Below are 24,360 nucleotides of genomic sequence, written 5' to 3'. Positions count from 1 at the left end.
GGAAGAAGGAGGTATGGATTATGTCGGCAGTAAAAAGGCGCAAACAAAAACTGGGCGCAGGAGACAGGGCGTTCAATATTGTGCTTGGGGGCCTCACCGCAGTCAGCGTTGTAGTGATTTTGTATCCTCTGATTTTCGTGCTTGTCGCATCCATCAGCGACCCGATGGAGATATTTCAGGGGAACGTGTGGCTGTGGCCGAAAGGCTTCAACCTGGAAGCATACAAGCAGGTATTCCGCAACGGGGACATTTTTACCGGTTATAAAAACACTCTGATCTATACGGTTGTGGGGACGCTTGTCACCATCATAATCACATTCAGCGCGGCATATCCGCTGTCCCGCAAAAAACTGTACGGACGAAGCAAGCTGATGGGGTTTTTCCTGTTCACAATGTTTTTTTCCGGAGGGATGATACCCACTTACCTGATGGTGAAAAATCTGGGCTTATACAATACCATGTGGGCCGTCATCCTGGTGGGAACGGTGTCGGTGTATAACATTATCGTTGCCCGCACTTTCATGCAGAACACGATACCGGAAGAGCTGTATGAGGCCGCATCCATGGACGGCTGCGGAGACATCCGCGTATTCTTTAAAATGGTGCTTCCGCTTTCGGCGCCCATCCTTGCCGTTCTGGTGCTGTTCTACGGCGTGAACTTCTGGAACAGCTATTTCAACGGCCTGATTTATTTGAGCGAGCGCTCGGCCTATCCGCTGCAGATGTTCCTGCGGGAAATACTGCTGAACAACATGGCGGACAGCATGATCGACACCGCGGGTATGGACATCAGTAAGTTTATGGTGGGAGAGAGCATCAAATACGCGGTGATCATCGTTTCCAGCGTGCCGATGCTGGTTTTGTATCCGTTCCTGCAGAAGTTTTTCGTCAAGGGCGTCATGATCGGCGCGGTAAAAGGGTAGACGGGAGGCCGTAAGGCCTCCGGGATATATAAAAAAGAGAAAGAAGGATGAAAGATGAAAAAGTGGTTGAGCATGTTTTTGGCAGCCGTGATGCTGTGCGGCGTGCTGGCGGGCTGCGGCGGCACACAGAGCGGCAGTACGCCTGCGTCCGGCGCGCAGAGCGCGAGCGCGGCGGGGGACTCCAACGTGAACGCCGAGGGCTTCCCCATCGTGAACGAGCCGATCACACTGCGGGGCATGGTCGCCCTGAACGCGAATGTGAAGGACTGGAACGAGCACCCGGCCCTCAAGCGCATGGAGGAGCTGACAGGCATCCACATCGAATGGGAATGCGTGCCGGACGCGGGCTTCACGGAGAAGCGCAACCTGGCCTTTGCCTCCGATGACCTGCCGGACATTATCCTGCGCGCGAAGATCAGCCCGCAGGAAGAGATGAAATATGCGGCCAACGGACAGCTCGTTGCGCTGGACGAGTATCTGGATTATGCGCCCAACCTTTCGGCGCTGATCGAGCAGGACGACGCCATCCGCAAGGGCATTACCATGCCGGACGGCCATATCTATTCCTGCCCGCAGCTCAACAAGACCGAGGGCAACCTGATCCACCACTACTGGATCAACAAAACCTGGCTGGACAACCTGGGCCTGGAAGCGCCTACGACGGTTGACGAGCTGTATGACGTGCTGGTGGCGTTCCGCGACAACGACCCCAACGGCAACGGCCAAAAGGACGAGATTCCCTACTGCGTGGTGGGTAAGGACTATCCCCACCGTATGTTCTACGACCTGCTCGGCTCCTGGGGCTTCGGCATCAACGGCGTTATGGACTCCGACTATGCCTTCAGCTGGCTGGATATCGACGACGCGGGCAACGTGCGCTTCATCGGCCGTGAGGACAAATTCAAAAATATGGTGGAATTTTACAACAAGCTGTGGACGGAGGGCCTGGTAGACAAGGAAAGCTATTCTCAGGACCAGACCCAGGCCGCCGCAAAGGTGAACGCCGGCCAGGTGGGCTTTGTGGCCCGCGCGCAGAACACCCAGTGGATGGGCGCCGCCGCTGAGAACTATGTGCAGTGCCCCGTGCTGGAAGGCCCCTACGGCGACCGCGCGCTCATCAACGTGGAGAGCAACGTGCAGATGACGGGCGTTGCCGTCATCACCACCGCCAACAAATATCCCGAAGCAACCATGCGCTGGCTGGACTATTTTTACAGCGAAGAAGGCACCGTGCTGTGCCGCCTGGGCATCGAGGGCGAGAGCTATGAGGTCGTGGACGGCAAGTACCAGCTGCTGGATAACATCAAGAACAACCCCGACGGGCTGACGCTGGACCAGGCTCTGGGCCAGTGGGCCATCTTCCCGGGCGGCTACCTGCCTCAGTATATCACCAACGAAGTGGACCAGAGCGCGGCCCAGCTGCCCGAAACCAAAGCGGCCAACGATGTGGTACGCGATTATGTGGTGCCCTTTGAGACAGTGCCTCGCGTAAAGTTTACCGAGGAGGAGAGCATCAAGCTGGGCACCTATGCGCAGGATATCGTCAACTACGCCACGGAGAATGTGGTGAAGTTCATCACGGGCGAAAAGAGCCTGAGCGAGTGGGACGCCTACGTGGCGGAACTGAACAATATGCCGGTTGAGGATTACATCAAAATCAACCAGGACGCTTACGACCGCTGGAAGGGTTGAGCGGAAAATGCATTATGCGGCGCCCCGCGCCTGTAAACCAGGCGCGGGGGGACGCCGCTCCAAAGGAGAAGAACAATGAAAAAAATCAGATTTGGCGTGATCGGCTGCGGAAGCATCGCCAACGAATACCATCTGCCCGCGCTGCGGCGCGTGGAGGGCGCGCAGCTCGTGTGGGCCTGCGATCTGATCGAGGAGCGCGCGCAGAAAGCAAAGGACGACTTCGGCTTTGAAAAATATACGCTGGATTATCACGACATCCTGAACGACAGCAGCATCGACGCGGTGTGCATCTTCACAAAGATCGAGATGCACGCGACGCTCTGCATCGAGGCGGCCGCCGCGGGCAAGCATATCTTTTCGCAAAAGCCCTTTGCCTATAACATTGAGGAAGGCCGCAAGATCATCCGCGCTGTGGACGAGGCGGGCGTCAAACTCACGCCGTCCTTCATGCACAGCTATATGGACGGCTCCATCGCGGCGCGCAGGATCGTGGAAGAGGGGAAGATCGGCGAGATCCGCCACATCCGCATGCGCAACGCCACCAAAAATCCGTTCGATTCCGCGCCCGGCTACGGCGGCTGTATGATGGACATCGGCTGCCACGGGATGGACCTGATCCACACAGTGGCGGGGTCCTCCATTGAAGAGGTGTTCGCGCTGCACCTGTCCCCGCGGGACGAAAAGCGCAGAGAGGAATTCGGCGAGCGTGCCAACCTGAACGGTGTGGAAAATACCGCCATCCTCAACTACAGGCTGGCCAGCGGCGCAACGGTGTTCCACGAGGTTTTCTGGACGCAGGTGGCGCAGACCAACCGCTTTGAAATGGAAATCTACGGTGCGAAGGGTGTTATCTATCTGTACAATCCCCACCGCAGCGATATCGTATATTATGGCTGGAATCTGGACGGCCATCCCCGCAAGGATATCCACTGGCAGGCCGCCCCCGTCGACCCGCAGTTCTTTGGGTACATTCATCACAAGACATTTGTGGACGATCTGCTGAACGGCACGAACAACAGCAAAACAGCGCGCGACGCATTTGTGCCGCTCCAGGTGGTAGAGGCCGCCCGGCGCTCCTTTGAATCGGGCCGCATCGAGCGCGTGCTGGGCATCTGAAGGAGGAATAGAACATGAAAAAACTCGGTTTTATCGTAGAGATGAAGGACTGCAAGGACGCAGCCGACCTGCGCCGCTGGGTGGACCTGGCCCAGCAGCAGGGCATCGACGGCGTGGAACTGCTGTTCAACTCAAAGTGCGGCGTGGACTTCTCGCTGGACAAAATCAAGCCTGCGTTTGAAAATACACCCGTGGAGCCCGCTGCCTGCGGCCTCTGGTGGCTGAACACCATCAGCCCGGACCCGGACGAGCGCGCGGCAGTGCGCAGGACCATGCTGGAATTTCTGGACATGGCGGAGGCCATCGGCTGCAGGATGGCGTTTTTCAACACCGGCGAGTACGACCCGGAGGACCCGGACAAGAATATCGCCGAGTTCAAAAAAGAATATCTTTACTATAAGGACATCGCGGACAAAAAGGGCATCAAGCTGGCCTGCTACCTGGGCCACGGCGGAAACTTCGTCCATTCCCGCGGGATTTTGGACAAGCTGCTGAAGGAAGTGCCTGAGTTCAACATCAAGCTGGACCCGGTGGGTATTATGCGCAACATGAAGGACGACCCCTATGAGATCATGAAGCGTTACGCCAACCGCATCGCGCACTTCCATGCCAAGGACATTTTCCGCTATGGCGACGACGGCTGGGAGATCGAACCTATCGTAGGCATGGGCCAGCTGAAGTGGAACGTGATGCTGGGTATGCTGTGGAATGTGGGCTATGACGGCTATATCATCATCGAGCCCCACGGCGACGTGTGGGCCGAGCCGGAGAACCGCTGGAAGCACATCGTGCTGGCGAAGCGCCATCTGGAACAATACATGATCCGCTGAGAAAGGAGCCGCTCATGCTGTTATGGGGAGATTTACATAACCACTGCGGCATCACCTATGGTTTCGGAAGCCTGCAGAATGCGCTGAAGATCGCCCGCAGCCATCTGGATTTTTGCTGCATTACGGGACACGCCATGTGGCCGGACATCTATGCGCGTACGCCGGAGACGGAATTTATCGTGGATTTTCACCGGGAGGGCTTTAAAAAGCTTCTGGAGCACTGGGACGAGATCCGGGCCGAGATGGCGCGGCAGAATGACGGCGAACTGGTGACCTTCCAAAGCTATGAGATGCATTCCTCGCTTTACGGAGACCACCACATCATCTCGCCGGATGACACATTCCCGCTCATTTATCGGGACAGCCCTGCGCGGCTGGTGGCGGATTGCGGCGTGCGCGCCATCGCGGTGCCGCACCACATCGGCTATACGCCGGGATACCGGGGCATCAATTGGGAGCTGTACGACCAGAACATCTCGCCCTGCGTGGAGGTATGCTCCAAGCACGGCTGCGCCATGAGCGAAACGGCTCCCTATCCGTATTATCACGACATGGGCCCGCGGGATTCCCGCAACACGGTATACGCCGGATTGCGGCGGGGCAGCCGGTTCTGCTTTTTGGGCTCCACCGACCACCACGCCGGGTTCCCCGGCTCCTACGGCGACGGCCTGACGGCTGTTTTGGCAAAGGAGAAAAGCCGGGAGGCCATTTGGGAGGCGCTGCTTTCGGGCCGTGCCTACGCGGTGACGGGCGACCGGATCGAATGCGATTTTACCGTCAACGGCCAGGGCCTGGGCGAGACGGTGCGCGGCGCAAAGAGAAAGCTGCGCTGCGCCGTAAAGGGCGAATACTGGGCCGACAAGCTGGTGATCTATAAAAACTGCAGACCGCTGGCGGTTTTGTGCGGCGAACAGCTTCGCCCGAAGCCTGCCCGTGCGTACAAGCTGCGGGTGGAGATGGGCTGGGGAAACAGCGAGGAGCTGACGCGCTGGGCCGGGCGCATTACAACCGACGGGCGGCTGGCCGGCGCGAACCTGTACCTGCGGGGCCGCAGCCTGCTTTCGCCCACAAACCACGACGGAAGCCCTGTCGAGGTAAACGAGATCGACAACCGTGTGCTGGAACAGGACACGCAGGCCTTTGCCTGGCAGTGCGAGACCGTGCGCAACAAGAGCACGCTGCACCCCCAGACGGACGCCGTCGTTGCCGAGATAGAGGGCGGGCCGGACACTGTGGTAAACGTGACGGTAAACGGCCGTACGCACACGGCGTCCATCGCGCAGCTTTTGGACGGCGGCGTAACCTGGCACGTGAAGCCCTGGCATTCCGAGGCGGTAAAAATTCATGCCGCCGTGCCGGACAGCGCCTATGAAATGGTGCTGGAGGCAGAGGACGAGGGCAGCGGGGGCATGGACGTGTATCATGCGGAATTTGCCCAGAAGAACGGCCAGTGGGCGTTTGTCTCGCCCATATACGCCGGGCTGTAAAGCAGAGGCCCGGCGCAGACGCAAAACGGAAAAAACCGCCGCTTGGGACGGCGCACGCTGTACCCGGCACGGAAAAACAAGAAAGAGGGTAAACACAATGTCTATCGCGATTGTAAAAAAGGAAGAAATGGCGCCTCAGTATGACGCAAACGGATTTTCCCGCATGGAAATGCTGCCCGGAACGTTCCCCGGCGCCCACAACTACAAATGCTTTTTGAAGGCCGGGCATGATGTGCAGCCGGAAAAATATGCAGATAAGACCGCAGTGTACTGCTTTACAGCCGGCAAGGGCTATGTCACCACGGATAAGTTCGCCCGAAACATCACCGAACTGGCTTTTTTTGTGCCGGATTTTGACAACGGCGATTTTACCATTCACGCCGTCGAGGATCTGGAATTCCTGTGCCTGGTGCTGGATATGACAGAGGGAGACCACAAAAATTATGCGGCGTGCCACACAACGCTGCCGATCTTCCGTTCCTTCTCTGAGACGCACGAATATACGCAGGACTGCAAGGGCCCCCACACCCGCAGCTGGCAGGTGCTGTACTCCGGCGAGGTAGGCCGCAATCTGCTGGGTGTGGTGAAAGCCGTGGGCGAAGGCACTGTGGAAAAAGGCCATCCCGCTGTGGACCAGTGGAACTACGGCCTGGACAATGCCGATTTCACGCTGACGGTGGAAAACGAGAGCGTGGCCCATCATGCGGGCGACTGGAGCTTCGTGCCCGCCGGGCTGGACCACTCCCTGACGGCGGAGCCGGGCAAGGAAGTGGCGTACATCTGGTTCGAGCGCTTCGTGAAAGAGCGGGAGGCCTGAATTTCTGCGGCGGCAGAAAAACAACAGAAACGGCGGGATGCGCTTCGGTGCGCCCCGCCCATCCATCAGGCTGTTTCAAGGCAATAGCTTGCCTTGGGGCGGCCTGATGCCAAAAGGGGACGAAGTGATGGAAGTACGGAAACTGAAAACGGTAATCGCAGGCTGCGGAAAGATATTCCCCATGCATGCCGTACCGGTCTCCAGGGACCCGCACGCCGTGCTCACGGCGGTGTGCGATGTGAAGCCCGAGCGTGCCGGGGCTGCGGCGGAGCGCTTCGGCTGCCGGGCGTATACGGATTTTGAAGTGATGCTGGAGCAGGAAAAGCCGGATGTGGTGCATATCTGCACGCCGCACTATCTGCATGCGCCGCTGGCGTGCCTTGCCATGGAGCACGGCTGCCATGTGCTGACAGAAAAGCCGATGGCCATTGCGCTGGCGGACGCGCGCCGTATGCTGGACACCGCGGCCGCCACAGGCAGAACGCTGGGCGTCATTTTCCAGAACCGCTATAACGCGGGTTCCCAGCTCATCCGCCGTTGCCTGGACAACGGAGATTTGGGCGAGGTGCGCGCGGCGCGCGTGCTGCTGACATGGGACCGCTCACCGGAATATTATTCCCAAAGCGACTGGAAAGGCACCTGGGATAAAGAGGGCGGCGGCGTCATCATCGACCAGGCCATCCATACGCTGGACCTGATGCGCTGGTTCATCGGCCGTCCGGTGACAGGCGTACAGGCCAGCCTGGCCAACCGCACGCACCCGGATATTCCGGTGGAGGACACAGCCGAGGGACGGGTGGAATTTGAAGGCGGTGCGTACGGCACCTTTTATGTGATGAACCACTACTGCACAGACGAGCCGGTTCGTCTGGAGCTGGCGTGCACCCGGGGCAAAGCCGTTATGGAAGGGCCCAAGGCGCGGGTGGAGCTGAACAACGGCCTCACCTGCCTTGCGGACAACGACCCAGCACAGATGTTTGAATACGGGGACGTCAAGCAATATTGGGGCACCAGCCATGTCAAGCAGATCGGTAACTTTTATCAGAGCCTGCTGGGGCTTGCGCCCATGTATGTCACCGCGGAAAACGCCTTTTTGACACAGGAAATGATCTGCGCCCTGTATGAGCACGGCCGCAGGCATTTTGTAAGGGAAGTACGATGAAGGTCATCTATTTTGATATCGACACGCTGCGGCCGGACCATTTGTCCTGCTGCGGGTATGGGCGGCCGACGCCGCACATCGACGCGCTGGCGGCGGACGGGGTGCGTTTTTCCCGGGCGTATGCTTCCAACACGCCCTGCATGCCGGCCCGCGCAGCGCTGTTTACCGGGTGCTTCGGCGTGGTCAACGGCGTGGAGACCCACGGTACGGCTGCACTTTCCGTGGCCACGCCGCCGGAAACGGCCCTGCCCCGTGTACTGTCCTGGGAGGGCGTGCACACGGCGGCGGTTTCTTCGTTCGGGCGGCATCCTGCGCCATGGTTTTACAATGGATTTTCCCATGTGATCGACCCCTCCTACCGCTGCCGTGCGGAAAATTTCCAGCGCTTTCCGGGCGCCGCGGTGAATGAGGCGGCAATGGATTTTCTGGACGGCTTTTGTGGGGAAGACCTTTTCCTGCATCTGCATTACTGGGATCCTCACGGGCCGCTGTCCCCGCCGCCGGAATGGATCGACCGCGGCTATGAGCCGGACACCTCCGCCGTAACCGATGAACAGCTCACCCGGCTGGCCGCATCTCCGCTGTACCGAGGCGGCCGGCATACGGGCGTGCGCAGCCGACGGGAGCTGGCGGAGCTGCTTCGCCTGTATGACGCCGAAATCCGCTATACCGACCATCTGGTAGGGCAGATGTGCGCATACCTGAAAAAAAGAGGCTGGTATGACGACTGTGCCGTGATACTGAGTGCGGACCACGGCGAGCAGTATGGAGAGGGGCAGATGATCCTGGAGCACGGCACGGTGCATGACAGCTGTATCCATATCCCGATGCTGCTCAAGCTGCCGGGCGGCGCCCACAGGGGCGAGGTGTGCGCCCATCCTGTGTATGGGCTGGACATCGCGCCTGCCGCGGCGCGCTTTTTCGGCGTGGCCGCACCGGAGATGTGGCACGGTACAGCGCTACAGGACACGCTGGACGGAACAGCGGCGCCCCGGGAATATCTTGTGTGTGAGCACGGGCTGTATACCTGCCAGAGGGCGGTTTTACAGGACGGCTGGAAGATGGTGCATACCTTCAGCCCCGGCCTGTGGGATTTTGCAGAATATGCCCTGTATCATACGGAAGAGGACCCGCGGGAAACGGCGGATGTAAAGGCCCGGTATCCGGAGGTGCTGGCGCGGATGCAGGCGCTGGAGGCGGAATGGCTGGAGCGCACGCTGCACGGCGCGCCGGACCCGCTTGCACGGCTGGGCGCTGAAAATGCACAGCACGGTCTGCGTGTTGCCCGGGAGGTGACCCGGCGCCTGCGTGCGGACAAGGAGCAATAACCGGCTGCCAAAGGGGCAAAAGGGTGCGGAAAGCTGAACGCTTTCTGTACCCTTTTTCTATTGACAAACCTTAAAAAAAGCAGTAAGATATGGTTCGTCCCCTAACAAACGGGGCATAGCTGGCGCTTAAAATTCAAGAGCCGCGGGCGGCAGCCCGCATGGCCGCGTCGGGCCGCACTGCCTGTCGCAGGGCGGCCGAAGAGACTGCGGCTGATTTTTTTGAGCCGAATTGTTAGCGTCATAACAAATAATACAGAAAGGCTCCTCGGAGCCGGAGAGAAAGGGGTATCTTTTTATGCTGAGCGTTTTGGCCAAAAGCATCCGCGAGTACAAGAAGCCTTCGCTGCTCGCGCCGCTGTTGGTCTCGGGCGAGGTGGTGATGGAGTGCATCATCCCGTTTGTCACGGCGAATCTGGTAAACCAGATCAAAGCCGGGTGCTCCATCGGCGTCATTGTGCAGTACGGCGCGGTGCTGGTGGTGATGGCTGGGCTGTCGCTCACCTTCGGCGCGCTGGCGGGCAGCGCCTGCGCCACCGCAAGCTGCGGCTTCGCGCGCAATCTGCGCAAGGACATGTTCTATAAAATACAGGATTATTCTTTCGAGAACATCGACAAGTTTTCGGTGTCCAGCCTTGTGACACGCATGACCACCGATGTGACCAACGTGCAGATGGCGTATATGATGATCGTGCGCACGGCCATCCGCTGCCCTCTGATGCTGGTGTTTTCGTTTGCGATGGCGTTTATCATGGGCGGCAAGATGGCGGTGATCTTCCTGCTGGTCATCCCGGTGTTGGGCGTGGGGCTGGCGCTGGTGGTGCGCAGCACGATGCCGCTGTTCAAGCGCGTGTTCAAAAAATACGACGCGTTGAACAGCTCTGTGCAGGAAAACATCAAAGGTATGCGCGTCGTGAAGTCCTATGTGCGCGAGGAATATGAAAAACAGAAATTCGGCGCGGCGGCAGCAGACGTCCAGCGGGACTTCACGAGAGCGGAGCGCATCCTTGCTTTCAACAACCCGCTCATGCAGTTCTGTGTGTATGCGGTGATGGTGTTCGTGCTGTCCTTCGGCTCGTATACGGTCATCACCAGCCGCGGCCTTGCGCTGGATGTGGGCCAGATGTCCTCCATGCTCACGTACAGCTTCCAGATATTGATGAGCCTGATGATGCTCTCCATGGTGTTCGTGATGATCACCATGGCCAGTGAATCGGCTCAGCGCATCGTGGAGGTGCTGTGCGAAGAGAGCGCGCTGCAAAGCCCGGAAAACCCTGTGCGCGAGGTGAAGGACGGCTCCATCGATTTTGATAATGTGAGCTTCAAGTACGCAAAGACGGCGGAGCGCATGGCGCTTTCCGGCATTGACCTGCACATTCGTTCCGGCGAGACCATCGGCATTATCGGCGGCACGGGCTCGTCCAAATCCACGCTGATCCAGCTCATCTCCCGTCTGTATGACGCCACTGAGGGCGCTGTGCGCGTGGGCGGTGTGGATGTGCGCGGCTACGACCTGGAGGCTCTGCGCGACCAGGTAGCCGTGGTGCTGCAGAAAAACGTGCTGTTCAGCGGTTCCATCCGGGAAAATCTGCGTTGGGGAAACAAGGACGCCACCGATGCAGAGATGGAGGAGGCCTGCCGCCTGGCGCAGGCGGATGAGTTTATCCGCCAGTTCCCGGACGGCTACGACACCCATATCGAGCAGGGCGGCGCCAATGTGTCCGGAGGGCAGAAGCAGCGCCTGTGCATTGCCCGCGCGCTGCTGAAAAAGCCCAAGATCCTGGTCCTGGACGATTCAACCAGTGCCGTGGATACGCGCACCGACGCACTGATCCGCCAGGCGCTGCGCCGGTATATACCCGAAACGACAAAGATCATCATTGCCCAGCGCATCGCCTCCGTACAGGACGCGGACCGCATCGTCGTCATGGACGGCGGCGCGGTGAATGCCGTGGGTACCCATGCGGAGCTTATGAAAACAAATAAGATCTACCGCGAGGTGTATACCTCTCAGAACAAGGCAGGTGACGACGATGCCGAATAAAGGAACCGCAAAGCGTCTCGCGCCCAAGGGCGTGCTGGGCCGTCTCATCCGCACGCTGTTCGGTTTTTATCCGGTGCTGCTGCCCGTTACCGTGGCGTGCATCCTGTTCAACGCCGTCGTCAGTTCGGTGCCGTCCATCTTCATGCAGAACGTCATTGCCGCCGTGGAGCAGAGCTGGCAGAGCGGCGATTGGTCCGCCGTATCCGGCCGCATTTTGGGACTTGTGGCGTTGTTGGCGGTGTTTTATGTCCTCAGCCTGGCAGCGGGCGTTGTATATACTCAGCTCATGGCCGTCATCACGCAGGGCTCGCTGGAAAAAATGCGCGAGAAGATGTTCAACGGCATGCAGGACCTTCCCATCCGCTATTTCGATACCCACAATCATGGCGATATCATGAGCTATTATACCAACGATATCGACACGCTGCGCCAGATGATCAGCCAGAGCTTCCCGCAGCTGCTGATCTCCGCCGTAACGGTGATAACGGTGTTCGGCATCATGCTGTATTACAGCATCTGGCTGGCCGCTGTGGTGGTGCTGGGCGTGGTGTGCATGGTGCTTGTGGTGCGCAGGATCGGCGGCGGCTCCGCCAAATATTTTGTACGCCAGCAGCAGGCGCTGGGCCGTACCGAGGGCTACATTGAGGAAATGATGAACGGTCAGAAGGTCGTTAAGGTGTTCTGCCATGAGCAGGAGGCCAAGCGCGCCTTCGACGCCATCAACGACGCCCTTTTTTCCGACGCCGAAAAAGCCAACCGCTACGCCAACATGCTCATGCCCATTCTGAACAACATCGGCAATGTGCTGTATGTGGTGGTGGCGCTGGCCGGCGGAATTCTGCTGCTGAGCGGAGCGCCCAACCTGAGCATTTCAGGTCTGGCGTTCAGCATCAGCATCGTGGTGCCGTTTCTGAACATGACGAAACAGTTTTCCGGCAATGTCAGCCAAGTGTCCAATCAGATCAATTCCATCGTCATGGGCCTGGCCGGCACGCAGCGCATTTTTGCGCTCATCGACGAGCAGCCGGAAACCGACGAGGGCTATGTGACGCTGGTGAACGCGAAAGAGGGGGCGGACGGCACGCTGGAGGAGTGCGCGGCGCGCACAAACGTATGGGCCTGGAAGCATCCGCACGGCGACGGCACCACCACCTATACCCGCCTGACCGGCGATGTGCGTCTGTTTGACGTGGATTTCGCCTACGAAGAAGGCAAAACGGTGCTGCATGATGTGACGCTGTATGCAAAGCCCGGCCAGAAGGTGGCTTTTGTGGGCTCCACCGGCGCGGGCAAGACGACCATCACCAATCTTATCAACCGTTTTTACGATATCGCGGACGGCAAGATCCGCTATGACGGCATCAATATCAATAAAATAAAAAAGGCAGACCTGCGCCGCAGCCTGGGCGTTGTGCTGCAGGATACCAACCTGTTCACCGGAACGGTGATGGACAACATTCGCTACGGGCGCCTGGACGCCTGTGACGAGGAGTGCATCGCCGCGGCCAAGCTGGCGGGTGCGCACGATTTCATCACACGCCTGCCGCAGGGCTATGATACGCCGCTGAGCGGCAACGGCGCAAGCCTGTCCCAGGGGCAGAGACAGCTGCTGGCCATTGCCCGCGCGGCGGTGGCGGACCCGCCCGTGATGATCCTGGACGAGGCGACCAGTTCCATCGACACCCGCACCGAGGCCATTGTACAACGGGGCATGGACGCGCTGATGACGGGCCGCACGGTGTTTGTCATCGCACACCGGCTGAGCACTGTGAAAAACGCCGACGCCATCATGGTGCTGGACCACGGACGCATCATTGAGCGCGGTACGCACGACGAGTTGCTGGCCCTGAAGGGGACTTATTACCAGCTTTATACCGGCGCGCTGGAATTGGATTGACGCGCGCGGAAAACACCGGCAGGCGCGCCCCGCTTCGTGCGGAGCGCGCCTGCTTTTTTTGCAGGGCGGGCGATGCTTGCAAAGCGCGGTGCCCGACGGCTATAATAAGATGTATTTACCACGGAAAGGGGCGGTTTTATGGAAACTGTCGTGGGCGTTTTCGCTCATGTGGACGCGGGCAAGACGACGCTTTCGGAGCAGCTTTTGTACCGGGGCGGCACGCTGCGGCGCGCCGGGCGCGTGGACAGCGGCGACACCTGTCTGGACCATGACGTCATCGAGCGCAGCCGCGGCATCACGGTATTTGCCGACGAAGCGGCGTTTACGGCCTGCGGGCTTCCGTTCCGCTTGATCGACACCCCGGGCCACGCGGATTTCAGCGGCGAGATGGAGCGCAGCATCTGGGCCGTGGACTGCGCGGTATTGGTGGTAAGCTGTGTGGAGGGCGTACAGGCCCATACGGAGACCGTCTGGCGGCTGCTGCGGCAAAACGACGTGCCCGTGGTGTTTTTTCTGAACAAGACGGACCTGCCCACCGCTGATGCTGCCGGAACGCTGGCGGCGGTACGCGCACGCCTGGGGGCGGATGTGCTGGCGTGCGGGCCGGATTTCTGCGCGGCGGACATTGGAGAGGCCTTGGCGGAGGAGCTGGCCGCGCGGGACGAAACGCTGATGGAGGATTATCTTGTCCGCGGCTATGACGCGCAGGCCGCCCGGGAGCGCGGCGCCGCACTGGTGCGGGCGGGGCTTGTTTGTCCGGCAGTGGTGGGCGCGGCTCTGAACGGCACAGGCGTTGACACGTTGCTGAACGTATTGGCGGCGTTCTGCGCCGCACCGCAGGAAGAGGCCGGAGACGCGCTTTTCCGCGCCCGTGTGTACAAGGTGCGTCATGAGAAAAACGGCGGCCGCATCGTGTTTTTGAAGGTGTTGGCAGGGCGTCTGCGCCCCAAAGAGAATGTGGCCTGCCCGGAAAAGGGCGGGACTGCGTATTACAAGGTGAACGGGCTGCGGGCATACAGCGGCGGAAAAAGCGCGCCGCTGGCCGAAGCGGGGCCTGGCACGCTGTGCGCCGCCGCCGGTCTGGGCCGGGTGATGCCCGGGGATGTTGTGGGGGTGGATGCCCGGCCGGGTATGCCGCCCGCACTGCGGCCGCTGCTTTCCGCCCAAGTATTGGCAGGGCCGGAGCTTCCGCCCCGCCGCCTGCTGGAGCTGCTGCGTGAGGTGGAGGACGAGGAGCCGCTGCTGGGCGTGGAATTCAGCGAAGAGCTGCAGCGTGTGAACGTTCAGGTGATGGGAGAGGTCCAGCTGGAGGTACTGCAGGCCGTGCTGCGGGAGCGGTACGGCGCAGAGGTATCGTTCGGCCCCTGCGGCGTGCTGTACAGGGAAACCATCGCGAACGCCGTAGTGGGCTGCGGCCATTTCGAGCCGCTGCGCCACTATGCCGAGGTACACCTGCGCCTTTCTCCGGGCGCGCCGGGAAGCGGCATAACGTTTGACAGTGAATGCCATACCGATGTGCTGGCACAGAATTGGCAGAATCTCATCCGCACCCACGTTCTGGAAAAGAGCCACCGGGGCGTGCTTACCGGCGCGCCGCTGACAGACGTGCGCGTGACGCTGCTGGCCGGGCGCGCCCATCTGAAGCACACCGAGGGCGGGGATTTCCGCCAGGCCGTATACCGTGCGGTGCGCCAGGGGCTGATGCAGGCGGAAAGCGTGCTGCTGGAGCCATGGTATTCTTTCACGGCAGAGGCGGATGCGGCGCTGGCAGGGCGTATCCTGTCCGACATACCGCGTATGGGCGGCCGGTATGAAGCGCCTGTGACAGGCCGCAACGGCCGGGTGGCTGTGACGGGTACATGCCCTGTGGCACAGATGCAGGCCTATGCCCGGGAGCTGACCGCGCTGGGCAAGGGACGGACGCAGCTTTCGCTGGCGTTCGAGGCATATCATCCCTGTACGCCCGCACAGCAGCAGTACCTGGCCGAACAAACCGGCTACGACCCGGAGAGGGATGTGGAAAACACGCCGGATTCCGTATTTTGCAGCCACGGAGCGGGGTATCCCGTCAAATGGAACGAGGCACCGGCCCAAATGCACATCCAGTTAAAATAAAAGCAGCCGGGACCTGAACCGCCGTTCGCCCACGGGCGGCAGGCGGAGGAAAAAGAGATTCACCATTGTCACAGGGAGGGAATTATGACAGATCACAGGGCGTGGGCCAAAATGCTTGCAGAAAAGGCGCTGGCGCGTTTTGGTGCGCGGGTATGGTTTATGGGGCTGCAGGGCAGTGTCCGGCGGGGTGCGGCCACAGAGAGCAGCGACATTGATTTTGTGCTCATTTTGGACAGGCTGGACACGGCCGACCTGTCGGCTTACCGGGAATTGGTGCGCAGCATGCCGGACAGCGAAAAGGCCTGCGGCTTTGTTTCAGGCAGGAAAGAGCTGCTGGCTTGGCCCCGGGCGGACCTGTTCCAGTTTTACCATGACACAGAGGCGCTGTACGGTTCACTTTCGGAGGTGGGCGCGCTGTTGTGCCCGCGGGACGCGCGTGGCGCCCTGCACATGGGCGCGGCGAATGTATATCACGCGGCGTGTCACAGCTTTTTGTTCGAGGATGTCTCTGCCAATCTGCCTGCGCTGTACAAGGCCGCGTTTTTTGTCCTGCAGGCGCAGGCCTTTGCCGCGTCGGGCGTGTACTGTGAGGACGCCGCCGCGCTGGAGCGGCATCTGCCCGACGCGGACAGCCGGGCCGTGCTGGCGGGGCGCGGGCAAAAGGCATTCACGCCGCAGGAGGCGCCGGAGCATTATGCGCTGCTGGTGCGCTGGGCCGGGGCGGTTTTGCGCGCTTCAGCGGTTGGGCAGGATGCGCGAGATGCGGTAAATTATAGAATAAACGGCTTACAAAACAGGTAAGAGGAAACATTCCTCTCGCTGTGTATCGTATAAGGAGGCTTAAAGTTGCAGGCAAAGTTCACAATACAATACGGCGAATTTGCTGTGGCGCAGTATTTATCAGACAACATAAAGAATGCGTCAGTGTTTGTTCCCACATCGGCGCAGGAAAAAGGAATCGACCTGTTACTGTATAAATTCTGTAGTGGGGTGAATCTGGTCAATACGATTCAGGTCAAGATGTCAAGAGCCTATCGTCACCCAAATAAGAGATATCAAAATATGCTTTGGTTCAACCGATTCACGCCCCAAGATAATGCGGATTGGTTTATTTTGCTTGGACTCTATGCACAATTCCCCTCTGAACCAGATACACCAAGTAAAGCAATTCGGTGGGAAGAAATCATGCTTGCGTTCAAAAACAAAGAAATGAAGCATTTTATGGAGGAGGTCCGGTTCAAATCAGATCCGGAACGGGCAGATAAAATGTTTGGCTTTAGTTTTAACAGTAGAGATGAGATAAGACAAACAAGGGGTTATGCAGAAGAAAGAGATATGAGCGCATATCTGATAGAAAACAGAATAAAGGAGATAGAAAACTCGTTCAAATAAAAGGGGACGTATCTATTAAGAGGTAAGGAACGTCAGCTCTCCCACCGAGAGCGCCGGCTGCAGCGCTTTATTGATGGCCAGCGCCAGCAGCGTCGCGCCCCGGCGGATGATGGCGTCGATGTCCTTGGGCGTCACCACCAGCGGGCGTTTTGCGCCCAGCATCGTGTCGGCCTCCATAACGGTGGGCACGCCTACGGCTACCACGGGCACGCCCAGCGTCTGCTGCGTGAGCGGCGGCGCAGTGTGGGGCGAAAGCCCTGCCGTGGAAAGCTGGACGCTGCATCCCAGCCGGCGCACGTCTGAGGTACACAGGCTGTCCACACACACAACGGCCGCCGGCTCCAGCCTGCGCACCACGCTTTGCAGAAGCTCGGCTGTGGCAAGGCCTGTATTGCCCTCTACCCCCGGTGAAAACGCGGCTACGGGCCGCAGCGCTACATCGTCCCCGGCGTCCGGGTGTTCGCACAGATGGCGTGTGACGAAAACGCGGTCCGCGGTTTCGGGGCCAAGGGCATCCGCGGTGACGGCCCGGTTGCCCACTCCGGCTACCAGGACAAGCCCCTCCTTGGGCAGAAGCGCGCGCAGCTGGCTGGCAATGGCCCATACATAAGCCTCGTTGCGGTCGTCGATGGCGGCGAACTGGGGCATATCCAGCGTGATGTACCGTCCTTTGGGGCGGCGCAGGCCGCTGCGCTCAATCTCCACCCGCGTCAGGCCGATGCCCGACGCGGTGGCCGTGAAGGTCTTGACGCCGCGGGGGACGCTCCCGCGGGATTCGGGATACAGTTCGGCGGCGATATCCGTGTATACTGCCATGATATTCCTTCCTTTCGGGAGATAATGCGCCTGTTTGGGCGCTTTTTTCAAAAAAAGGCTTGCCTTGCGGGGCAAAAAGTGGTATTATAAATTGCACTGTTATGGGTATTAAGGAGGTGGTACGATGCCTAATATTAAGTCGCAGAAAGACCGTGTGGTGCAGGCGAAAAAAGAGGCTCTGCACAACAAAGCGATCAAGTCCAACCTGAAAACAGTCGTCAAGAAGGCAGACGCCGCCATTTCCGCCGGCGCCGCCGACAAAGACGCTGCTGTGAAGGCTGCTGTCGTCGCGATCGACAAGGCCGCGGCGAAAGGTGTGCTTCACAAGAACACGGCTTCCCGCAAGGTTTCCCGTCTGGCCAAGGCCGCAGACAAAGCCGGCAAGTAAGCTACGCTTTCAAATAAACCCGCTGTTCGTCTGAACAGCGGGTTTTTTGTCGTGCCTTGGCCGGGTTCTGCGCCCGGCGCAGCGGGGTCAGCTCTGGTCCCGGCTTTTGCCCAGCAGCGCGGCCAGAAAGCCCGCCGTCAACGAGGCTGTCACACCGCCCGCGGCGGCCGTAAAGCCGCCCGTCAGCGCGCCCACAAGGCCGCTCTGCGCCACAGAATCCATTACGCCCTGGGCCAGCAGGTGCCCGAAGCCGATGAGCGGCACCGTGGCGCCCGCGCCTGCAAAATCAACCAGCGGATCGTACCAGCCCAGCGCGCTGAGCACCACGCCCGCCACAACGTACAGCACCAGAATGCGCGCGGGGGTAAGCTTGGTCAGGTCGATGAGGAGCTGGCCTACCACGCAGATCAGCCCTCCCACAAGAAACGCCCATACAAAATTCATCGCACGCCGCCTCCTTTTTCCGTTTCCTCCGGCAATTCGGAAGAAAGCTCGATCAGATGGGCGACGCCCGGGATGCTCTCGCCCTGTAAAAACGTAGTTTGGCTCATCAGCGCGCCGGTGGAGAGGAACAGCACGCGCTTCATGCGGCCCTCGCGCAGCGCGGGCAGCACGTGGCAGCACAGAACCGTGGCGCTGCAGCCCGCGCCGGACCCGCCCGCCTGAACGTTCTGCGCGTCCCGGTCGTATACCAGCAGGCCGCAGTCCTGATGGTTTTCCAGCGGCAGACCTTCCTCCTTGAGCAACTGCAGCAGCAGCGTGCGGCCCACAAAGCCCAGGTCCCCGGTGAAAATGGCGTCAAAGTGCTCCGGTTTTTCGCCCGTATCGGCGAAGTAGCGCAGGATCGTTTCACAGGCGGCCGGGGCCATGGCCGCGCCCATATTGTTGATGTCGGTGACGTTATAATCCCGCACGCGGCCGAATGTGACGGCGCGCACATAGGGCGGACCGCCGGCCGGAGCCAGGATGGCGGCACCGGCGCCTGTTACCGTCCACTGGGCCGTGGGCGTACGTTTGCCGCCATAGTCCAGCGGCGTGCGGAACTGGCGCTCCGCCGCGCAGAAATGGCTGCTGCTCATGGCCGCGGCATACTGCATGTGGCCGCCTGCCACCATGCACGCGGCCAGGCCAAAGCCTTCGGCCATGGTGCTGCACGCGCCGTACAGGCCCAGGTACGGGGTGTCGAACCCGCGCATCGTATAGGCCGACGCGGTGCACTGGCACTGCAGGTCGCCCGCGAACACGGCGTCCAGCGCGTCCGCCTGCAGACGGCCTTTTTTCAGCGCGGCCTCCAGACAGTAGCGGGCAAAATCGCTCTCGGCCTTTTCCCAGGTCTTTTCGCCGCACAGGGTGTCGGCGATGAGCATATCAAAGGCGTCTGCCAGAGGGCCTTCCGCCTCTTTTTTGCCGCCCACGGCCGCATATGCGACGGCGCTGGGCGGAGCTTCAAACAGAATGGTGTCTCCCTTACGCATGCGTTACCCTCCCATCAGCGGGCGGATGAAATGGTAGATCACGCCCCACACAACGCTGGCCAGCATGCCGTAAACGATGACAGGCCCTGCGATGATGAACATTTTTGCACCCACGCCGGAGACAAGCCCCTCGTTGCGGAATTCGATGGCGGGGGCGACGACCGCGTTGGCAAAGCCTGTGATGGGTACCAGTGTACCGGCGCCGGCCTTGGCGGCCAGCTTCTGGTACCAGCCCATTGCTGTGGTAAAGGCCGACAGGCCGATGAGCGTGGCGCTCGTCAGTGTGCCAGCGTCGGTAAGTGTGAAGCCCAGGGCCGCATACAGCATGCGCAGGCCCTCGCCCAAAAGGCAGATGGCGCCGCCCACGAAAAACGCCCACAGGCAGTCCTTCAAAAGCGGCGAGGGCGGCGACGCGGCCTTGCGCATCTCGTCGTATTTTTTTGCGTCCAGTTTCATTTTTCTGTCGCTCCTTCTGCGAAACATATTTGCGGCGGCCGTTTTCATACCGTCCCCAAAGCCTTGTTGGATGCGTTCCGGCCCGGGAAGGCATAGGATCTTACGGCAGTGGTAAAAGTGTTTGCAGACGCGGGGCGGAATATGTGCGCGCAAACGCGAAAAAACAGGGCGGGACGCGCTTCGGCATATCCCGCCCTGTTTCGCGGAAAAAAGCGGCGCGCCGCTCCCTGAAAAGGGAAGCGGCGCGCCTGTTGGTTTGATTTGAGCAGGTGAGCCTACCAGTTGTTCACTGCGTGTTCGGCAAAAGCCTGCAGATCGTCGATCTGCAGCACGGTGCCGTCGTCCAGCACGGCTCTGCCTGAAAAGCCGCCGAACATCTGGTGGCAGCAGTTGTCCACGAACAGCACTTTCATGCGGGTGGTGCGGTCATAGCACGGCGTCAGGGTCAGGTCCAGGCGGCCCTCGTCGTCATACAGCCGCCAGGGCTTCATGTATTCGGTGTCCAGGTCAAAATGCACGCGGCCCAGCTTATGGTATTTCCCGTTGTAGAACAGCATGTTTTCGGTGGCCTGGCTGGTGTTGCCGAAGCCGGTTCCCAGGTTGAAGCCGAAAATTTTGCCGTCCACTGTGCCGGTGCCGTTGGACCAGTACCATTCATTGTGGAACGGCCACACGCCGCGCCCCCAGTCCAGCAGGCCGAAGGCACCGTCTCCGAAAATGTATTCCTTTCCTCCGCATACCGCCCGGCCGCGGGCCGTCATGCAGTTGATCTTGTGGTTATAATAGAACGCTGTTTTGTATTCATCAAAGGGGATATGGATGACCAGAGAATAGGGGTTTTTGCGCTCCAGCGTGATGTTCGCTTCAAAATCCGGCGCGGAAAACGAAAGGTAACGCGTGTCGCCCTCCACTTTAAAGCGCAGGTGCACGCCGCCTTTGTCGTAGCATATATCGCTGTCCTGCTCGGCGTTTTCAGGCAGATGCAGGCTGCCGAAGGGCAGGGCGAGCAGCTTGCTGATATTGGCGATGACTTCACCCGTTTTGAAGTTGAACAGCATCACCGCTACCTGGCCCGCATAAGAGGCATGGCCATATGTAAACTGGAGACACTTTTCGCCGTCGGACACCTGATAGAAGTCCCATTCCTTGATGCGGTAGAACGGGGCTTTGATATCTGCGCGGCGGTAAGTACAAATGGACCGTTCCGAATAGCCGGGCGTGATGACGCCGTGTTCGTCCAGCACGGGGCCGGGCGTGGTGATGTGGCGTTCCTGCATGCGTATTCCTCCCCCGGACGGACGCGTTTTGCCGCGCCGCCGCAAAAGCGTATTTTTAAAGAGCTTATTTACAAACAGTATAGCACACATCCGCCCATGCGGCGTAACAAATTTGTCGGCGGTTATTTGTGCTGTTTTGCGCGGGTACCATGCGCCGGTACATATGCCAAAAAAGGGCCCGCTTTGCACGGGCCCCATGAAAGGAGGTCGGGCCGGAAAAAGAACGGCCCGGGATTCAGTTTTGGGCGGCGCTTATTCGCCGTAGTAAGCTTCCCTGTACAGCTCCTTGATCTCGGACACCAGGGGATATACCGGGTTTGCGGTGGTGCACTGGTCCTCGAACGCCTTGTAGGAAAGCTCGTCGACCTTGCTCATGAACTCGGCCTCGCTGACGCCGCAGTCCTTGATGCAGAGCGGGCGCTCGGTGACGGTCATCAGTTCCCGGATGGCCTTCACAAGGCAGTCCACTGCCTCGGAGATGGGCGTGTCCGCGCTGCACAGGCCCACGCGGCGGGCGATCTTCGCATAGCGCTCGTCGGCCACATATTCCTTGTATTTCGGGAATGAGGCGAACTTGGTCGGTTTGGTAGCGTTGTATTTGATGACATACGGCAGCAGGATGGCGTTGGCGCGGCCATGGGGAATGTGGCACTCGGCCCCCAGTTTGTGCGCCATGGAGTGGTTCAGGCCCAGGAACGCGTTGGTGAAGGCCATGCCGGCGATGCAGGACGCGTTGTGCATCTTTTCGCGGGCCAGCGGGTCGCCGTTGTAGGATCTCTCCAGATAAGTGAACACCATTTCGATGGCGTGCAGCGCAAGGCCGTCGGTATAATCGCTGGCCATGACGGATACATACGCCTCAATGGCGTGGGTCAGCACGTCCAGGCCGGTGTCGGCCACGATGCTCTTGGGCATCGAGCGGGTGAACTGCGGGTCGATGATGGCCACGTCCGGCGTCAGGCGGTAGTCGGCCAGGGGATATTTGATGTTGCCGTTTTGCTTATCCGTAATGACGGAGAAGCTGGTGACCTCGGAGCCGGTGCCGGAGGTGGTGGGGATGGCGACCAGTTTGGCCTTCTGGCCCAGCTTCGGGAACTTGAACGCACGCTTGCGGATGTCCAGGAAGCGCTGGCGCAGGCCGTCGAAGCTGGTGTCCGGATGCTCGTAGAACAGCCACATGCCCTTGGCCGCGTCGATGGCCGAGCCGCCGCCGATGGCGATGATGACGTCCGGCTGGAAGGCGTTCATGGCCTTGACGCCGCGCATGATGCACTCAACGGACGGGTCGCTTTCCACGTCGGAGTAGATCTCGCTGTGGCAGTATTCCTCGCGCTTGCGCAGGTAGTACAGGACTTTGTCCACATTGCCCAGCTTCACCATCATCGGGTCGGTGACGATGAAGGCGCGGGAGATGCCCTCCATCTTTTCCAGGTACTGGATGGAATCCTCCTCAAAATAGATGCGGGGCGGCACCTTGAACCACTGCATGTTCACCCTCCTCTTGGCGATGCGCTTTTTGTTGATGAGGTTCACCGTCGTGACGTTCTGGGACACGCTGTTCTTGCCGTAGGAGCCGCAGCCCAGCGTCAGGGAAGGCGTGTTGGTATTATAGATGTCGCCGATGGCGCCCTGGGAGGACGGGCTGTTCACAATGATTCGGCCCACGCGCATGGCCACGCCGTATTCATCGGCGATCTTCATGTCGCCGGTGTGGATGACGGCGGAGTGGCCCAGGCCGCCCAGCTCCAGCATCTTGTTGGCGTAATCAAAGCCCTGCTGCTTGCTGTTTACAACAAAGTAGGCCAGCACCGGGGAAAGCTTTTCCTTCGCCAGCGGATGGTTTTCGTCCGGCGAGGAGATGGGCGCGATGAGGATCTTCGTTTTTTCGGGCACCTTCAGGCCGGCCTGCTCGGCGATCCAGTTTGCAGATTTACCCACCAGCGGGCCGTAAACACCCTTGCTGGGGTCCGGGAACATGAATTTCGTCAGCTTTTCCGTTTCTTCCTTGTTGAGGAAGTAGCAGTTGTTGGCCTTCATATAGTCTTCGAACGCTTTGGCGATCTCTTTGTCCACGATGACGGCCTGCTCGGAAGCGCAGATCATGCCGTTGTCGAAGGTCTTGGACATCATCAGGTCGGTGCAGGCGCGGTGCAGGTCCGCGGATTTTTCAATATAGCACGGCACGTTGCCCGGGCCGACGCCCAGCGCCGGTTTGCCGCAGCTGTAAGCGGCCTTTACCATGCCGGGGCCGCCCGTGGCCAGGATGGTGGCCACGCCGGGGTGGTTCATCAGCGCCCCCGTCGCTTCGATGGACGGCGTGTCGATCCACTGGATGCAGTTCTCCGGCGCGCCGGCCTTCACAGCGGCCTCATATACGATGCGCGCAGCCTCGGCCGAGCACTTCTGCGCGGACGGGTGGAAACCGAAGATGATGGGGTTGCGCGTTTTCACGGCGATCAGGCTTTTGAACAGCGTGGTGGAGGTGGGGTTGGTGGTGGGGGTGACGCCTGCGATAACGCCTACAGGCTCGGCCACTTCCACATAGCCCTCCATCTCGTTCTCGTCCAGCACGCCCACGGTCTTTTCCTTTTTGATGTCGTGCCAGATATACTCGGTGGCAAACATATTCTTGATGACCTTGTCTTCGTACACGCCGCGGCCGGTTTCCTCCACGGCCATGCGGGCCAGCTCCTGGTGCTTGTCAAGGCCGGCCAGCGCCATCTCGTGCACGATGTGGTCGATCTGTTCCTGATCCAGCGTCAGGAATTCCTTCAAAGCTGCCTGGGCTTTTTCCACCAGGCCGTCGATCATTTTGTTCACAGGGTTCTCCACGGTCTCCACAGCGGGGGCCGGAGCAGTTTTGGCGGTCGTCTTTTTCTCTGCCATCAGTTTGTCCTCCCAAAGTTCATTGATATGGTTTGAACGGTTCGTTTTGTGATTTTAGGATGCTTTCTCACTGACACTATCATACCATATCGTTAAAAGTTTATCAATGTACAACACGACGAATGTTATAAGTTTAACAAAGCTCTTTTGTGCATTCTAACAAAAGAAGAGGAAAGAAGATTGTGAAAAATTTCTGCAGAACCGGCACAAAATGCGGGATATACCGCCGGCTTGTTTCGTTTTTGGATGTATTTGTGTATAA

The 24,360-nt window shown here is 59.6% G+C and carries 20 protein-coding genes; 14 read left to right on the top strand and 6 right to left on the bottom strand.

Features of this window, described 5'->3' with window-relative positions; translation table 11 throughout:
* The first annotated feature begins 20 nt into the window (after positions 1-20).
* From TQ39_RS11290 to TQ39_RS11230, 13 genes are all read left to right on the top strand, one after another.
* Positions 21-923: a carbohydrate ABC transporter permease gene (locus tag TQ39_RS11290; RefSeq protein WP_050005587.1), complete on the top strand. Its 903-nt coding sequence runs from the start codon at positions 21-23 to the stop codon at positions 921-923.
* Between the two features lie 54 nt (positions 924-977).
* A complete protein-coding gene (locus TQ39_RS11285; RefSeq protein ID WP_050005586.1) occupies positions 978-2,615 on the top strand; it encodes an extracellular solute-binding protein in 1,638 nt (545 codons plus the stop codon).
* Between the two features lie 75 nt (positions 2,616-2,690).
* Positions 2,691-3,731, top strand: coding sequence for a Gfo/Idh/MocA family protein (locus TQ39_RS11280; protein WP_050005585.1), 1,041 nt, complete (start codon positions 2,691-2,693; stop codon positions 3,729-3,731).
* A gap of 14 nt (positions 3,732-3,745) precedes the next feature.
* The gene (locus TQ39_RS11275; RefSeq protein WP_050005584.1) at positions 3,746-4,561 is read left to right on the top strand and encodes a sugar phosphate isomerase/epimerase family protein; all 816 of its coding nucleotides are present in this window, start codon (positions 3,746-3,748) and stop codon (positions 4,559-4,561) included.
* 14 nt (positions 4,562-4,575) lie between these two features.
* The gene (locus TQ39_RS11270) at positions 4,576-6,048 is read left to right on the top strand and encodes a PHP domain-containing protein (protein ID WP_050005583.1); all 1,473 of its coding nucleotides are present in this window, start codon (positions 4,576-4,578) and stop codon (positions 6,046-6,048) included.
* A 97-nt stretch (positions 6,049-6,145) separates the two neighbouring features.
* Entirely contained in the window at positions 6,146-6,865 is a 720-nt protein-coding gene (locus tag TQ39_RS11265; protein ID WP_009326214.1) for a cupin domain-containing protein, read from the top strand.
* Between the two features lie 127 nt (positions 6,866-6,992).
* Positions 6,993-8,027: a Gfo/Idh/MocA family protein gene (locus TQ39_RS11260; RefSeq protein ID WP_050005582.1), complete on the top strand. Its 1,035-nt coding sequence runs from the start codon at positions 6,993-6,995 to the stop codon at positions 8,025-8,027.
* Positions 8,024-9,355: a sulfatase gene (locus TQ39_RS11255; protein WP_050005581.1), complete on the top strand. Its 1,332-nt coding sequence runs from the start codon at positions 8,024-8,026 to the stop codon at positions 9,353-9,355. The genes TQ39_RS11260 and TQ39_RS11255 overlap by 4 nt, the downstream gene beginning before the upstream one ends.
* Positions 9,356-9,650: 295 nt before the next feature.
* Complete coding sequence (locus TQ39_RS11250; RefSeq protein ID WP_050005580.1) at positions 9,651-11,396, top strand: ABC transporter ATP-binding protein; 1,746 nt, start codon at positions 9,651-9,653, stop codon at positions 11,394-11,396.
* The gene (locus tag TQ39_RS11245; protein ID WP_050005579.1) at positions 11,386-13,293 is read left to right on the top strand and encodes an ABC transporter ATP-binding protein; all 1,908 of its coding nucleotides are present in this window, start codon (positions 11,386-11,388) and stop codon (positions 13,291-13,293) included. The genes TQ39_RS11250 and TQ39_RS11245 overlap by 11 nt, the downstream gene beginning before the upstream one ends.
* Before the next feature lie 138 nt (positions 13,294-13,431).
* Positions 13,432-15,408, top strand: coding sequence for an elongation factor G (locus TQ39_RS11240; RefSeq protein ID WP_050005578.1), 1,977 nt, complete (start codon positions 13,432-13,434; stop codon positions 15,406-15,408).
* A gap of 84 nt (positions 15,409-15,492) precedes the next feature.
* Complete coding sequence (locus TQ39_RS11235; RefSeq protein ID WP_050005577.1) at positions 15,493-16,209, top strand: nucleotidyltransferase domain-containing protein; 717 nt, start codon at positions 15,493-15,495, stop codon at positions 16,207-16,209.
* Positions 16,210-16,254: 45 nt separating this feature from the next.
* Positions 16,255-16,800: a hypothetical protein gene (locus TQ39_RS11230; RefSeq protein ID WP_050005576.1), complete on the top strand. Its 546-nt coding sequence runs from the start codon at positions 16,255-16,257 to the stop codon at positions 16,798-16,800.
* Positions 16,801-16,815: 15 nt separating this feature from the next.
* On the opposite strand, the gene gpr is transcribed toward TQ39_RS11230, so the two are convergent.
* Entirely contained in the window at positions 16,816-17,616 is an 801-nt protein-coding gene (gene gpr, locus TQ39_RS11225) for a GPR endopeptidase (protein ID WP_009326164.1), read from the bottom strand.
* Positions 17,617-17,740: 124 nt separating this feature from the next.
* On the opposite strand from gpr, the gene rpsT reads away from it, so the two are divergent.
* Entirely contained in the window at positions 17,741-18,004 is a 264-nt protein-coding gene (rpsT, locus tag TQ39_RS11220; protein ID WP_009326163.1) for a 30S ribosomal protein S20, read from the top strand.
* A gap of 87 nt (positions 18,005-18,091) precedes the next feature.
* Here rpsT and spoVAE read toward each other — a convergent pair whose 3' ends face one another.
* From spoVAE to adhE, 5 genes are all read right to left on the bottom strand, one after another.
* A complete protein-coding gene (gene spoVAE, locus TQ39_RS11215; RefSeq protein ID WP_009326162.1) occupies positions 18,092-18,448 on the bottom strand; it encodes a stage V sporulation protein AE in 357 nt (118 codons plus the stop codon).
* Positions 18,445-19,479, bottom strand: a complete 1,035-nt coding sequence (locus TQ39_RS11210) for a stage V sporulation protein AD (RefSeq protein WP_009326161.1) — start codon at positions 19,477-19,479, stop codon at positions 18,445-18,447. The genes spoVAE and TQ39_RS11210 overlap by 4 nt, the downstream gene beginning before the upstream one ends.
* Before the next feature lie 3 nt (positions 19,480-19,482).
* Complete coding sequence (gene spoVAC, locus TQ39_RS11205) at positions 19,483-19,935, bottom strand: stage V sporulation protein AC (RefSeq protein WP_009326160.1); 453 nt, start codon at positions 19,933-19,935, stop codon at positions 19,483-19,485.
* Between the two features lie 275 nt (positions 19,936-20,210).
* The gene (locus TQ39_RS11200; protein WP_009326159.1) at positions 20,211-21,212 is read right to left on the bottom strand and encodes a DUF2804 domain-containing protein; all 1,002 of its coding nucleotides are present in this window, start codon (positions 21,210-21,212) and stop codon (positions 20,211-20,213) included.
* 252 nt (positions 21,213-21,464) lie between these two features.
* Positions 21,465-24,098 (bottom strand): bifunctional acetaldehyde-CoA/alcohol dehydrogenase, encoded by a 2,634-nt coding sequence (gene adhE, locus TQ39_RS11195; protein ID WP_082052219.1) that lies wholly within the window; start codon positions 24,096-24,098, stop codon positions 21,465-21,467.
* Between the last annotated feature and the right edge of the window lie 262 nt (positions 24,099-24,360).

It is taken from the genome of Ruthenibacterium lactatiformans, assembly GCF_000949455.1.
In the GTDB taxonomy this organism is placed as follows: Bacteria; Bacillota; Clostridia; order Oscillospirales; family Ruminococcaceae; genus Ruthenibacterium; species Ruthenibacterium lactatiformans.
The sequence above is the reverse complement of the archived record's forward strand: the minus strand, read 5'-3'. Positions and strand labels throughout refer to the sequence as shown.

What these genes read in the sequence shown, in the direction of transcription:
- TQ39_RS11245 (WP_050005579.1), top strand. Translation starts at nt 11,386, where the DNA reads ATGCCGAATAAAGGAACCGCAAAGCGTCTCGCGCCCAAGGGCGTGCTG.
- TQ39_RS11265 (WP_009326214.1), top strand. Translation starts at nt 6,146, where the DNA reads ATGTCTATCGCGATTGTAAAAAAGGAAGAAATGGCGCCTCAGTATGAC.
- rpsT (WP_009326163.1), top strand. Translation starts at nt 17,741, where the DNA reads ATGCCTAATATTAAGTCGCAGAAAGACCGTGTGGTGCAGGCGAAAAAA.
- TQ39_RS11290 (WP_050005587.1), top strand. Translation starts at nt 21, where the DNA reads ATGTCGGCAGTAAAAAGGCGCAAACAAAAACTGGGCGCAGGAGACAGG.
- TQ39_RS11280 (WP_050005585.1), top strand. Translation starts at nt 2,691, where the DNA reads ATGAAAAAAATCAGATTTGGCGTGATCGGCTGCGGAAGCATCGCCAAC.
- spoVAE (WP_009326162.1), bottom strand. Translation starts at nt 18,448, where the DNA reads ATGAATTTTGTATGGGCGTTTCTTGTGGGAGGGCTGATCTGCGTGGTA.
- TQ39_RS11285 (WP_050005586.1), top strand. Translation starts at nt 978, where the DNA reads ATGAAAAAGTGGTTGAGCATGTTTTTGGCAGCCGTGATGCTGTGCGGC.
- TQ39_RS11235 (WP_050005577.1), top strand. Translation starts at nt 15,493, where the DNA reads ATGACAGATCACAGGGCGTGGGCCAAAATGCTTGCAGAAAAGGCGCTG.
- TQ39_RS11275 (WP_050005584.1), top strand. Translation starts at nt 3,746, where the DNA reads ATGAAAAAACTCGGTTTTATCGTAGAGATGAAGGACTGCAAGGACGCA.
- TQ39_RS11260 (WP_050005582.1), top strand. Translation starts at nt 6,993, where the DNA reads ATGGAAGTACGGAAACTGAAAACGGTAATCGCAGGCTGCGGAAAGATA.
- TQ39_RS11200 (WP_009326159.1), bottom strand. Translation starts at nt 21,212, where the DNA reads ATGCAGGAACGCCACATCACCACGCCCGGCCCCGTGCTGGACGAACAC.
- TQ39_RS11270 (WP_050005583.1), top strand. Translation starts at nt 4,576, where the DNA reads ATGCTGTTATGGGGAGATTTACATAACCACTGCGGCATCACCTATGGT.
- spoVAC (WP_009326160.1), bottom strand. Translation starts at nt 19,935, where the DNA reads ATGAAACTGGACGCAAAAAAATACGACGAGATGCGCAAGGCCGCGTCG.
- TQ39_RS11240 (WP_050005578.1), top strand. Translation starts at nt 13,432, where the DNA reads ATGGAAACTGTCGTGGGCGTTTTCGCTCATGTGGACGCGGGCAAGACG.
- TQ39_RS11210 (WP_009326161.1), bottom strand. Translation starts at nt 19,479, where the DNA reads ATGCGTAAGGGAGACACCATTCTGTTTGAAGCTCCGCCCAGCGCCGTC.
- TQ39_RS11250 (WP_050005580.1), top strand. Translation starts at nt 9,651, where the DNA reads ATGCTGAGCGTTTTGGCCAAAAGCATCCGCGAGTACAAGAAGCCTTCG.
- gpr (WP_009326164.1), bottom strand. Translation starts at nt 17,616, where the DNA reads ATGGCAGTATACACGGATATCGCCGCCGAACTGTATCCCGAATCCCGC.
- adhE (WP_082052219.1), bottom strand. Translation starts at nt 24,098, where the DNA reads ATGGCAGAGAAAAAGACGACCGCCAAAACTGCTCCGGCCCCCGCTGTG.
- TQ39_RS11255 (WP_050005581.1), top strand. Translation starts at nt 8,024, where the DNA reads ATGAAGGTCATCTATTTTGATATCGACACGCTGCGGCCGGACCATTTG.